This is a genomic window from Burkholderia sp. Bp8998, assembly GCF_003854235.1.
In the GTDB taxonomy this organism is placed as follows: Bacteria; Pseudomonadota; Gammaproteobacteria; order Burkholderiales; family Burkholderiaceae; genus Burkholderia.
Genome location: NZ_QTQF01000080.1, coordinates 1 through 12,745, shown reverse-complemented (window position 1 = coordinate 12,745; position 12,745 = coordinate 1). Strand labels below are relative to the sequence as shown.

General features: G+C 65.3%; 9 protein-coding genes. 6 read left to right on the top strand and 3 right to left on the bottom strand.

What is annotated here, in order from left to right; translation table 11 throughout:
* The 6 genes from DIE06_RS36780 to DIE06_RS36755 form a co-directional block, all read left to right on the top strand.
* Positions 1–4,073, top strand: a 4,073-nt coding sequence (locus DIE06_RS36780) for a YadA-like family protein (protein WP_185733571.1), incomplete at its 5' end; no start/stop codon positions are given.
* A 123-nt stretch (positions 4,074–4,196) separates the two neighbouring features.
* The gene (locus DIE06_RS36775; RefSeq protein WP_124665610.1) at positions 4,197–4,865 is read left to right on the top strand and encodes an OmpA family protein; all 669 of its coding nucleotides are present in this window, start codon (positions 4,197–4,199) and stop codon (positions 4,863–4,865) included.
* A 400-nt stretch (positions 4,866–5,265) separates the two neighbouring features.
* Positions 5,266–6,411, top strand: coding sequence for a DUF2827 domain-containing protein (locus DIE06_RS36770; protein WP_124665609.1), 1,146 nt, complete (start codon positions 5,266–5,268; stop codon positions 6,409–6,411).
* Between the two features lie 14 nt (positions 6,412–6,425).
* Complete coding sequence (locus DIE06_RS36765; RefSeq protein WP_124665608.1) at positions 6,426–7,580, top strand: DUF2827 domain-containing protein; 1,155 nt, start codon at positions 6,426–6,428, stop codon at positions 7,578–7,580.
* 25 nt (positions 7,581–7,605) lie between these two features.
* Positions 7,606–8,073, top strand: a complete 468-nt coding sequence (locus DIE06_RS36760; protein WP_124665607.1) for a DUF4019 domain-containing protein — start codon at positions 7,606–7,608, stop codon at positions 8,071–8,073.
* A 27-nt stretch (positions 8,074–8,100) separates the two neighbouring features.
* Positions 8,101–9,237, top strand: a complete 1,137-nt coding sequence (locus tag DIE06_RS36755; protein WP_124665606.1) for a DUF2827 family protein — start codon at positions 8,101–8,103, stop codon at positions 9,235–9,237.
* 26 nt (positions 9,238–9,263) lie between these two features.
* On the opposite strand, the gene DIE06_RS36750 is transcribed toward DIE06_RS36755, so the two are convergent.
* The 3 genes from DIE06_RS36750 to DIE06_RS36740 form a co-directional block, all read right to left on the bottom strand.
* Positions 9,264–9,707, bottom strand: coding sequence for a hypothetical protein (locus DIE06_RS36750; RefSeq protein WP_124665611.1), 444 nt, complete (start codon positions 9,705–9,707; stop codon positions 9,264–9,266).
* 62 nt (positions 9,708–9,769) lie between these two features.
* Positions 9,770–10,573: an EAL domain-containing protein gene (locus DIE06_RS36745; RefSeq protein ID WP_124665605.1), complete on the bottom strand. Its 804-nt coding sequence runs from the start codon at positions 10,571–10,573 to the stop codon at positions 9,770–9,772.
* Between the two features lie 751 nt (positions 10,574–11,324).
* On the bottom strand, positions 11,325–12,464 hold the full coding sequence (locus tag DIE06_RS36740) for a DUF2827 domain-containing protein (protein ID WP_124665604.1): 1,140 nt from the start codon (positions 12,462–12,464) through the stop codon (positions 11,325–11,327).
* Positions 12,465–12,745: the final 281 nt, after the last annotated feature.

The following is a 12,745-nucleotide window of genomic DNA, read 5'->3' as shown; positions in this document are numbered from 1 at the left end:
CTACGTCTGGTCTGTATTCCCTGAACACGTCGACCTCGTCCGGTATCAACTCGCTTTCGACGGGCCTCAGCTCGACCAACAGCTCAGTTGCCTCGCTGTCGACTTCCACGTCGACCGGTCTCTCGTCGGCCAACAGCTCGATCAGCTCCCTGTCGACGTCGACTTCGACCGGCCTCAGCTCGACCAATAGCTCCGTTGCTTCGCTGTCGACCTCCACATCGACTGGCCTCTCGTCGGCTAATAGCTCGATCTCGTCGCTGTCCACGTCGACATCGACCGGTATCAACTCGCTTTCGACCGGCCTGAGCTCGACCAACAGCTCGGTCACTTCGCTGTCGACCTCCGCATCGACCGGTCTGTCGTCGGCAAACAGCTCGATCAGCTCGCTGTCCACGTCCACTTCGACGGGCATCAACTCGCTGTCCACGGGTCTCAGCTCGACCAACAGCTCGGTGGCTTCGCTCTCGACCTCCACGTCGACCGGCCTCTCGTCCGCGACCAGCTCGATCAGTTCCCTGTCCACGTCGACTTCGACGGGCCTCAGCTCGACCAATAGCTCGGTCGCTTCGCTGTCGACTTCAACGTCGACTGGCCTCTCGTCGGCAAACAGCTCGATCTCGTCGCTGTCCACGTCGACCTCGACCGGTATCAACTCGCTTTCGACCGGCCTGAGCTCGACCAACAGTGCCATCCTTTCGCTGTCGACTTCGACGTCAACCGGCCTCTCGTCGGCCAACAGCTCGATCGGCTCGCTGTCCACCGGCCTCAGCACGGTCACGACCAAGACCGACAATCTCGGCAACAGCACGGCCGCAGCCCTCGGTGGCGGCGCCAGCTACAACCCGGCAACCGGCACGGTCTCCGCTCCGTCGTACACCACGTACAACGCGAACGGCACGACGTCGACCGCCAACAGCGTCGGCTCGGCGATCAACAGCATCAACAGCCAAGGCATCAAGTACTTCCACGCGAATTCGACGGCAGCGGACAGCCAGGCACTCGGTACCGACTCGGTCGCGATCGGCCCGAATGCCGTCGCCAACAACACCGGCGACGTCGCACTCGGCAGCGGCTCCGTCACCGAAGCACCCAACGCGACACCGACGGGTACCGTCGGTGGCGTGACCAGCACGTTCGCGGGCGGCAATCCGAGCAGCGTGGTGAGTGTCGGCAACGCGAGCACGGGCACCACGCGTCAGATCACCAATGTCGCGGCAGGTCAAATCACGGCCACCAGCACGGACGCGATCAACGGCTCCCAGCTCTTCGCAACCAATTCCGTCGTGGATTCGCTGTCGACGACGGTGTCGTCGTCCAGCAGCGCGATCTCGTCGCTGTCGACCGGCATCACTTCGTTGTCGACGGGTCTCAGCTCGACCAACAGCTCGGTGACCTCGCTTTCGTCATCGACTTCGACTGGGCTGTCGTCGGCCAATAGTTCAATCGCGTCGCTGTCCACGTCGACTTCGACCGGCATCAACTCGTTGTCGACTGGCCTCAGCTCGACCAACAGCTCGGTCGCTTCGCTGTCGACTTCCACGTCGACCGGCTTGTCGTCGGCTAACAGCTCGATTTCGTCGCTCTCGACGTCGACGTCGACGGGCCTGTCCTCGGCAACCAGCTCGATCAGCTCGCTGTCCACCTCGACCTCGACGGGTATCAACTCGCTGTCGACTGGCCTCAGCTCGACCGACAGCTCGGTGGCTTCGCTCTCGACCTCCACGTCGACCGGCCTGTCCTCGGCAACCAGCTCGATCAGCTCGCTGTCCACCTCGACCTCGACGGGTATCAACTCGCTGTCGACTGGCCTCAGCTCCACCGACAGCTCGGTGGCATCGCTGTCGACTTCCACGTCGACCGGCTTGTCGTCGGCTAACAGCTCGATTTCGTCGCTCTCGACGTCGACGTCGACGGGCCTGTCCTCGGCAACGAGTTCGATCAGCTCGCTGTCCACCTCGACTTCGACCGGCATCAACTCGTTGTCGACTGGCCTCAGCTCGACCGACAGCTCGGTGGCTTCGCTCTCGACCTCCACGTCGACCGGCCTGTCCTCGGCAACCAGCTCGATCAGCTCGCTGTCCACCTCGACCTCGACGGGTATCAACTCGCTGTCGACTGGCCTCAGCTCCACCGACAGCTCGATGGCATCGCTGTCGACCTCCACGTCGACCGGCCTGTCGTCGGCAACCAGCTCGATCAGCTCGCTGTCCACCTCGACTTCGACCGGCATCAGCTCGCTGTCCACTGGCCTGAGCTCGACGAACAGCACGGTCACATCGCTGTCCACCTCGGCCTCGACCGGCATCAGCTCGCTGTCCACCGGCCTGAGTTCGACTGACAGCTCGGTGATGTCGCTGTCCACCTCGACGTCGACCGACCTCAGCTCCGCGACCAGCTCGATCACGTCGCTGTCCACCTCGACGTCGACCGCGATCGAAGCCGCGAAGACGCACTACTTCAGCGTCAACGACAACGGCACGCAGCAAGGCAACTACGCCAACAACGGCGCGACGGGCGTCAACTCGCTCGCAGCCGGCGTGAACGCCAGCGCGGCAGGCGCCAGCAGCGTCGCGGTCGGCGACGGTTCGAACGCCCAGACGGACGGTGCAGTCGCGATCGGCCAGAATGCGTCGGCAACGGGCGGCAAGGCGGTGTCGATCGGCTCCGGCAACACGGCGAGCGGCGACGGCGCGGTCGCGATCGGCGACCCGAGCGTCGCAACGGGCACCGGCGCAGTGGCGCTGGGCGCGAACGACACGGCGACCGGCACCGGCGCCGTTGCGCTCGGCAACGCGAACACGGCCGCCGGCAACAGCGCGCTCGCCCTCGGCAACTCGAACCAGGCCACCGCGGACAACACGATCGCGCTGGGCAACCAGTCGACGGCCAGCGCGACCGGCGCACAGGCCTACGGCGCGGGCGCCAGGGCCACGGCCGCCGACGCACTCGCCTTCGGCACGAATGCACAGGCCAACGTCGCCAACTCGATCGCAATGGGTGCGAACTCGACCACCAGCACTGCAGTCGCCGTATCGAGCATCACGGTCGGCGGCGTCACGTACCCGGTCTACGGCACCAATCCGGTCGGCGTCTTCAGCGTCGGCGCACCGGGTGCGGAACGCCAGATCACGAACGTCGCGGCAGGCCAGGTCTCGGCCACCAGCACGGATGCGATCAACGGCAGCCAGCTCAACGCGACGAACCAGGCGGTCAACAGCCTGTCGACGTCGACCGCGTCGAACATCTCGTCGCTGTCGACCGGCATCGGCTCGCTGTCGACCAGCCTGAGCTCGACGAACAGCAACCTGACTTCGCTGTCCACGTCGACCTCGACGGCGATCAACTCGCTGTCGACGGGCCTCAGCTCGACCAACAGCAACCTCACGTCGCTGTCCACGTCGACGTCGACCGGCATCGGCTCGCTGTCGACCGGCCTGAGCTCGACCAACAGCACGGTGGCCTCGCTGTCGACCGGCGTGACGAACCTCGGCGATCAGGTGAGCCAGCTGTCCACCACGATCAACAACAACACGACGCGCTCGGCGAACAACACCGCCATCGCGGCCGACATGAACGGCACCGGCAACGACAAGCCGACCGTCACCGCCGGCTCGAACTCGGTGGCGATCGGCGCGAATTCGACCGACGGTGGCCGTTCGAACGTGGTGTCGGTGGGCAGCGACACGCAGCAGCGCCAGATCACGAACGTCGCACCGGGTACGCAAGGCACCGACGCGGTGAACGTGAACCAGCTGACGCAGGTGCAGACGACGCTGTCGACGGCACTGTCGGGCCAGCAGGCGCAGATCAACTCGCTGGGTTCGCAACTGCAGCAGACCGACCAGATGGCGAAGCAGGGTATCGCGGCCGTGGGCGCGATGGCGTCGATCCCGCAGCTCGATCGCGACGCCAACTTCGGGATGGGTGTCGGCACCGCGTCGTTCCTGGGTCAGAAGGCGATGGCGGTCAACATGCAGGCTCGCATCACGGAGAACCTGAAGGCGTCGATCAACGGCGGCTTCAGCGGCGGTCAGAAGGTGATCGGCGCCGGCATGCTGTACCAGTGGAAGTAACCCGTCGCGCCGCCACGCCGCCCGGCTCACGAACCGGGCGGTGCCGGGCGGCCCCGACGGCAGGACGAGCCCGCCGCGCCCCCGCGGCGAGTTTCAGTCAACCCAAGCATTGAGGACGTAACCGTGAACAAACTCGCTCTTGCGCTCGCGCTTTCCGCGATGGCCCTCGCCGCGTGCTCGACCGCATCCGGCCCGACCTACAGCGCATCCGAACTGCAGCCGCGCGACGGCGTGCGCACCTTCCAGGTGGATTGCCACGGCCTGCTGTCGGGCCCGCAGACCTGCATGAAGGCCGCCCGCAAGATCTGCGGCGACCAGCCGCTGCGCGTGGTCGATTCGGCCCGTGCGCTGCGCGACGGCTCGGATCCCGCGACGCTGGTGTTCCAGTGCGGCGCCGCGCCGGCCGAAGCGGCGTCGGCGGCCGAGCCGGCCCCCGCGCCCGCCGCGGTCGAACACGTGAACCTCGCGGGCGACGCGCTGTTCGCGACGGGCCTGGCAACGCTCACGCCGGCCGCGCGCGCCTTGCTCGACAAGCTGCTGAGCGAACGCGAAAACCGCACGTATACGCAGGTGACGGTCACCGGCTATACGGATTCGGTCGGCAACGACGCCGCCAATCTCGCGCTGTCGAAGCGCCGTGCGGAAACCGTCGCAAGCTACCTGAAGGCGCACGGGCTGAAGGCGCAAACCATGTCGGTCACGGGCCGCGGCAGCGCCGATCCGGTCGCGTCCAACGCAACGGCCGAAGGCCGCGCCGGCAACCGCCGCGTCGACATCTCGCTGCAGCGCTGAGCAGCCGGCCGTCTCGGCCCAGGCGCCCCGCACCGGCACGCGACGGCCCAGACCGACAGGGCGCAGCCGTCCTGCCGGCACTCCGCCCGACCGAGCCCGCGCCGTTTCGCCGGAGCCCCGCCCCCCCGCGCCGGCGGCTATGTCAAAGTTCGTCAGGCCCCTCCACAAGACGGCGCCTTCCGTGCCACAATCGCCGCAGACAGTTGCCGGGGCGTTCCGCCCGCGTCGCGCACCGTGCCAGACCCGCCCGACGACACACCGGAATCCGGCGGCCGCGTCGCGATCGGTGCCGCTCGACTCGTATTCCAGCGCGCGCCGGCGCGAACGCAACCACGACAATCCACGGCGCACCGTTTCGCGGCCAAGGCCGGACGCGCGACGCCGCAGAGGAAACCAACCGGTGACGGACATCAATCACACCGCCTCGGGCGGCACCCGCAAGCAACGGCCGGCCGTCGGCATCTCGCTGTTTGCGCGGGACGGCCAGGCGATCTGGGAAAACGGCATACACCAGAACATCGCGTTCCTCGCGATGATGCTCGAGCGCTCCGACCGCGTCGGCCCCGTCTATTTCCTGAACGGCGGCGACGCGAACGCGCTGCCGAGCGGCCTCGAACTCGATGGCCTCGACGTGCCGCTCGTGACGCCCGCCGACGTCACGCATGAGCTCGACGTCGTGATCGAGATGGGCGCGCAACTGCCGGTCGAATGGCTCAGGCACGTGAAGGCGCTCGGCACGAAGCTCGTTGCGTGCTACGTCGGCCATACCTACAGCGGCCTCGCGGAAACGCCGATCTTCGACAAGCCGTCGGGACACATCTTCAACGGCACGCAGTTCGACGAAGTGTGGGTGCTCGAGAAGTCGCAGAAGATCGACGTGCCGCTCCTGCGCACGCTCACGCGTGCGCCGGTCCATACGATTCCGCATCTGTGGTCGCCGTACTTCCTCGATCGCCGCATCGCCGCGCTGGCGGGCGAAGGCTTGACGTTCGGCTATCGGCCCGGCCGTCGCCCGTGGCATCTCGCGACGCTCGAGCCGAACATCTCGGTCGTGAAGTCGTGCCATTACCCGATGCTCGTATGCGACGAGTTCTACCGCGCACAACCGGACGCCGTGCAGCATCTGTTCGTGGTCAACGCGATGCACATGAAGGCCCATCCAACCTTCGTGCACTTCGCGAACAGCCTCGATCTCGTGCGCCAACAGAAGGCGACGTTCGAGCCGCGCATCGACCTGCCGAGCTTCATGGCGCGCCACGCGGATGCCGTCGTGTCGCATCACTGGGAAAATCCGCAGAACTATCTGTACTACGACGTGCTGTACGGCGGCTATCCGCTGATCCACAACTCGACGCTGCTCGGCGACGCCGGCTACTACTACCCGGACTTCGATTCCGTGGCGGGCGGCCAGGCGCTGCGCGATGCATGGTTGCATCACGACGAGCGGCTCGACGACTATCGCGCGAAGGCCGACCGGCTGCTGCAGTCGGTGTCGATCGACAACCCCGCGAACCTGGACGCGTTCGTCACGCGCCTGGTCGCCTGAACCGGAGCATACGCATGTCGGACTCCAATGCCCGTCAAGCGCCCGGCGAGGGCAAGCGTCTCGTCGTCGGCGTGTCGCTGTTCGTGCGCGGCGCCGGCCAGTCGCTGTGGGAAAACGGCATCTTCCAGAACTGCCTGCTGCTGATCCTGTTGCTGCGCCAGTCGCCGCTCGTCGCTCAAGCCGTGATGGTGAACGGCGGCGAACAGGTCGCCGATCCACAGATGATGCTCGGCGAATGGGACGTGCCGCTGTTGTCGATGGACGAAGCGCTGCAGCGCTGCGACGTGCTGATCGAAATGAGCGCGCAGTTCGGCGCGGACTACCTGCGCGCGTTCCGCGACCGCGGCGGCAAGGTCGTCACGATGCGGGTCGGCAACGACTACGTGATCGACATCGAGCGTGCGATGTTCAACAAGCCGTCGGGCTTCCTGTTCTCGGGCGCGCCGTACGACGCGGTGTGGACGATTCCGGAGTTCGAGCGCTCGTGCCTGCACTATTACCAGACTGGCCTGCGCGCGCCGGTGACGATCGTCCCGCACATCTGGCATCCGATGCTGTTCGACAAGGCGCGCGCGACGCTCGGCCCCGGCTTGTCGTTCGGTTATCAGCCTGGCAAGCCGCGCTGGCGCGTGACGATGTTCGAGCCGAACATCTGCATGGTGAAGACGAGCATCATCCCGATGCTGGTGACCGAGGAAGCGTATCGCGCCAAGCCGGGGTTCCTCGAGTTCGTGCGAGTGTGCAACACGCTGCACCTGAAGGAACATGCGACGTTCGTCCACTTCGCGAAGAGCCTCGACATCGTGAACCACGGGATCACGACGTTCGAAAGCCGCTATGCGGTGTACGAGTTCATGGCCGCCTACGGCGATGCGGTGGTGTCGCACACGTGGGAAAACGCGCAGAACTACCTGTACTACGAACTGCTGTACGGCGACTATCCGCTGATCCACAACTCGCCGTTCCTCGGCAAGGCCGGGTATTTCTATCCGGACTTCGATTGCCAGGCCGGCGGCCGCGCGCTGCTGCAGGCGTTCGCCGAACACGACGCGAACCTCGACGCGTACCGCGAGCAATCGAAGCACGTGCTCGACTCGGTCAGCATCTACAACCCCGACAACGTCGCCGCGTATTCCGACGCGATCGCGTCGCTCTATCGCGATGCATAACGCGCCGCCTTCTCCAGACTCCGACGTGAACGCACACCCGCCCCTCTCCCGCGCCAAATGGCTGATCGGCTGCGCCCTCGCGTCGATCGCGATCGGTGCGCACGCGCAAGCCGGCGGCGAATCGGCCGACGCGCTGCTGCGCGATGCCGACACGGTCTTCAAACAGCTCGACGCCGGCCAGTTCGGCGCGGTATGGGCCGATTCCGCCGCGTTCGTGAAGGCGCGCGTCAAGCAGGACCAGTTCACCGCGGACATGCAGCGCGCGCGCCAGTCGGTCGGCATGGTCAGCCATCGCGGCTGGGCGCAGATCACGCGGATCCGCTACAAGAATGCGACGGCGATGCCCGACGGGCTTTACGCGAACCTCGACTACGCGACGACGCTGACGACCGGCGCGACCGTGTTCGAGAAGCTGAGCTTTCGCCTCGAAGACGATGGCCTCTGGCACCTGACCGGCTACGAGCCGCGCCAGTCGCAGAACTACACGCCGTAAACGCGCACCGTGCGCCCGGAGCCGCCGATGAAAATCAATGTCGCGATTACGATGAACGTGCAGCGCGACGCCACGCAGTCGATCTGGTACAACGGCGCGAACCAGCATTGCGTGTACCTGTACATGCTGCTGAAACGCTCGCCGCTGGTCGGTGAAGTGTGGCTCGCGCACGACGACGGCATCGCTGATTACCCGCAGGCGCTGATGATGGACGCATTCGGCGACGCGCTGCGTCCGCTGTCGGCGATCGTCCACCAGACCGACCTGCTGATCGAGATGAACGCGTTCATCGACCCGTCGCACACGGATGCCGTGCGCCGACGCGGCGGCAAGTGCGTGTCGTACCGCTTCGGCAACGACTACGTGATCGCGGTCGAGACGATCAACTTCGAGAAGAACGACTGGCGGCCGAACCCGCACCGCGTGCAGTTCGACGAGATCTGGACCAACCCGCAACACATGCACACGTGCGCGGCCTATTTCCAGGCCGTCTATCGCGCGCCGGTGATCGAGCTGCCGCACATCTGGTCGCCGTACTTCATCGAACGCAGCCTCGACGCCGATCCCGAACTGAAGGCGCGCTTCGGCTACCGCAACCGTGGTCCGGCCAAGCGCATCGCGTTCTTCGAGCCGAACCTGAACGTCGTGAAGAGTTCGATCGTGCCGATGCTGGCCGCGAACGCATGCTACGTCGCGCATCCGGAGCTCGTCGAACACGTGTACATGACCAACACGTTCGACAAGAAGGAAAACGTCGCCTTCAAGCATCTCGCGCTCGGGCTCGAGATGGTGCGCGACGGCAAGGCAACGGCCGACGTGCGCGCACCGTTCGTCGCGTGGGCCGCGCATCACACCGACATCGTCGTGTCGCACCACTGGGAAAACGGCCTGAACTACCTGCTGTACGACGCGCTGTACGGCAACTACCCGCTGGTGCACAACTCGCCGTTCCTGCGCGACGTCGGCTATTACTACCCGGACTTCGAGATATTCGACGCGGCGCGCGCGATCGCGACCGCCGCGCAGACGCACGACGCGCGGCTCGACGATTACGCGGCAGCGGCCCGCCGCTGCCTGCAGCAGGTCGACACGCTCGCCGACCACAACGTCCGCGCGTATTCCGAGCAGATCCAGCGCCTGTTCGCCGGGCGCGCGCTCGGCTGACCGCGCCCGCCCGCGATCGGCGAGCGTCAGGCGCGACGCGCGAGCCGACGCCAGGGCGGCACCCCGTCGTCGCCGTGCGTGGCAAACATGAGGCCATGCTGGCGTCCGATCCGCGCCAGCCCCGCGAAACAGCGGAGCGCGGCGCGGCTGACCTGGCCGGCCTGCCGTGCGAGGCTGCCGGATACGCCGCGCGCAATAACCGAATCGTCGCCGCAGGCGCCCGCAAACACGCCGGCGTAATAGTGCCGCGCCGCAAGTTCACGGCTGTCGGCGTCGAGCGGCTTCATCCTGTGAATACGGTGCGCGACGGCCTTCAGGCCGTCGAGATACGGCGCGACGTCGATCGGCGCTTCGGTCGATGCGGCGCCGAGTTGCCCCAGCATGTCGGCCAGTTCGGCGATCGCGACGAGTTCGCGTGCATCGGCCGCCTGTGTGCCCGTTCCGTGCCCGGCCTTCTTCGTCGCCGCCATGCCCACGCCCCTTTTCGATCATTCGTTGCCCGGTGCCGGCGCGCAGCGCCTGCACCGCGGCGTCATGCGGCGGCCGGTGACCGCCATGTAAAGCGGATGCCCTGCGCCCATGCGACGCCGGAATCCAGGATGATCTGCCGGTCGACCTCGTTCTCCACGCCTTCGACGACAACGTGCCGCGCGCTTTCGTGCGCAAACGCGATCAGCCGGCGAAACTGGTAGCGCCCGATCGCGTTGCGCTTGATCAGCGACAGGACTGACCTGTCGAGCTTCACGATATCGGGGTTGCCGACCACCAGGTTATTCAGCGCGCTGAAGCCGACGCCGAAGTCGTCGATCGCGACGCGGCATCCGGCCTGGCGGAACCGGTTCACGAACGACCGGCCCGCGACGGGGTTCAGCGGCCCCGTCTCGGTGATTTCGACGACCAGCCGCGCCGCGACCGACGGCTCGTGCTCGAGCCGCCTGAAGATGGCCAGCCACGCGTCGTCCACGACCGCGCTCGCCGCCGCGATGTTGCAGCCATACACGGCCTTCGGATCGGCGCGCAGCGCGTCGATCGTCCGGCCCACCACGAGCCGGTCGAACCAGCGCATCAGCCCGAGCGATTCGAGGCGCGGCAGGAACGCGAGCGGCGGCAGCGCCTCGCGCGCCCCCCAGCGCAGTCGCGCGAGGCATTCGTGATACAGCACGCCGCCCGACAGGTCGGCACGGCAGACCGGCTCGCGCGCGAATCCGAGCCGGCTCTCGACGAAACTGCGTACCGACGCAAGGTCGGGGTGATCGTCGGGCGCGCCGAACACGAGATCGATCTCGTCCCGACTCGCTACGCTATTCGCCTCCAGGCGAGGTTCGACCGCATTCATCCGGCGCTCCGGCAAATGTCGGACCGCCGATGACGGCCCGCGCTCTCGATACATGCGGCGCGAGCCGACCACGACACGCGCCACCGCCTACCCGGCCCATCCTCTTGTTTTGATCTTTTCCGAGAGCGTACTTTTTATTTCGACGCGCCGTCAAATCCGATATTGTCAACGATATTCAAATACGGGAAATACACCACGCACGCACGTCGACAGCAGTGCGACAGATTACACAAAATCGCCGGCGTAACGCCAATCGATATCACTTATTTGCGCCGTCCAAACATCCTCCGGCGAATCGATTTACCGCACGGCTTGTTTCAAAAAATCAGATGCCTGGCATTTTGTCTGAAAAATAACTGTCGGGGGAAACCCTGCCCGGACCCGACACCCTGATTCGCCGAAACCGCTCGCAGGTCGCGCCACCATTGGGTTGCGACGGTGCATTCGGTCTCCGCAGAATGCAATTTCGCCGTTTCAAACGATATTGACTATATTCGAATGATAATCAGGCAAGGCTTAAACCAGAATATCGAGCCGAATTATACGACAACCATCGATTGAAAGATATTTAACAATCTTTCGGACTTGTTAACCTATAAAATGATTTTCGACGGACTTCCCTCGGAGCCGTCAAATTCGTGCCTTCAAAAACCGTCGAATCTCCCCGGTTCGGCGGTTTCTTTTTAACCGCGTCATTTCTTCATACATTAACCAGGGCAATCTGGATGACGGCGGGCGAAGTCGCGTGGCCTTATGCCGTCGCGCCGATCAGGTTCGCAAGCAGCGCGTCGTATTCGGCGACGAGTGCAGGGTTCGCCGATGTATAGCGGCCGAGGATTTCGCGCTGGCGCCGCGTGTACCCTTCCCAGTCGTCGTCGTGCGTATGCAGCGCGTGCAGCAACGCCTCCGCGCCCTTCTGCACGTCGTTGTCCGGATAGTAGTAACCGAGATCGGGCGCGAGGCTCGCGTTGTGCACGAGCGGATAGCCCTGCCAGCACACGTCGAAATAGAAGTAGTTGAGCGGGTTCGACCATTGATGCGACACGACGACGTCGGTCAGGTCGGCCAGGAACAGCGGCGTGTCGAAGCGCCCGACGAAGCTCGCCTTGCCCTCGCGCACGATGTCCAGGTAGTTCATCAGCATCACGAACTCGGGGCTGTCGTGCGCGAGACGGTCGGCGTTCGTCACGTGCGTGAAGCAGATCGCGTCGGGGTCGCGGCGATACGCTTCGTCGATGATCAGCATCGGGTACACGCAGAACTTCACGACGTTGTGGTTCGGCTCCATCACCGTGAGCCGCTTGCCCGGCTCGCTGCGCGGCCGGTACTCGCCGTGCTCGGGCAGCGATGCCGCGCGCGCGCTGAGGAACATCGGATCCCACACGAACGGCACGACGCGCCCCGGGCAACGGCGCAGCGACTGCAGGAACGGCAGCGACGACGGTGCGATCTGCGGAATCGCCCACACCTCGTCGTAGCCGCGATTGATGAACAGCGAATCCCACAGCCGGCGGCCGAACAGCATCGATTCCATCGCGTTGATGTACTCGACGCCGCAGCAATAGCTGACGATCTTCGCGCCGCGCGCCTTCAGGTAGGCCGTCTGCGCGCCGTCGATCTGGCCGCCGAGTTCGATCACCACGTCGAGCGCATCCTTCATCTCCGCGAACGCGCGCGTGTCGTACACGGTGCGATCCCACGGCAGCGCGTCGGTCAGCGGCACGTCGGTCGTGTTGACCAGCGTCACGCGGTAGCCATGCGGCGACGCCATCAGCAGCTTCGCGAGAAACAGCGCGTTCTGCTTGATGCCGTTGATCCACAGGCTTTCGTCGGGGGTGCGCAGTCCGATCGTGATACCGATGCGCAGGCCGTTCAGGACAGGAGACGTCATCGTCGGCGGGATGGAAGATTGAATGGACGCAGTGTAGCGCGCATGGCGGCACACGCCGGGAACAACGGATCATTCTAGCGGACTGCCGATCAGAGAACTGTCATGGATGGTCAGCAGCAGGCGAGGCAACGCGCGGCCCGTTCCGGCCGCTTACATATTCCATCGCCCGGTTTCGATTGCAGCCTCCATCATCTTGATCGTTAGGGAAGGTCTGCATAACCGCGTAACTCTCGACGAGGCATCAATTCAGCGACCGATGCCCCTGCCCATCACGCCATACA

Bases quoted from the DNA above. Each gene is read 5' to 3' on its own strand.
- DIE06_RS36765 (WP_124665608.1), top strand. From the start codon at position 6,426: ATGTCGGACTCCAATGCCCGTCAAGCGCCCGGCGAGGGCAAGCGTCTC.
- DIE06_RS36755 (WP_124665606.1), top strand. From the start codon at position 8,101: ATGAAAATCAATGTCGCGATTACGATGAACGTGCAGCGCGACGCCACG.
- DIE06_RS36750 (WP_124665611.1), bottom strand. From the start codon at position 9,707: ATGGCGGCGACGAAGAAGGCCGGGCACGGAACGGGCACACAGGCGGCC.
- DIE06_RS36745 (WP_124665605.1), bottom strand. From the start codon at position 10,573: ATGAATGCGGTCGAACCTCGCCTGGAGGCGAATAGCGTAGCGAGTCGG.
- DIE06_RS36740 (WP_124665604.1), bottom strand. From the start codon at position 12,464: ATGACGTCTCCTGTCCTGAACGGCCTGCGCATCGGTATCACGATCGGA.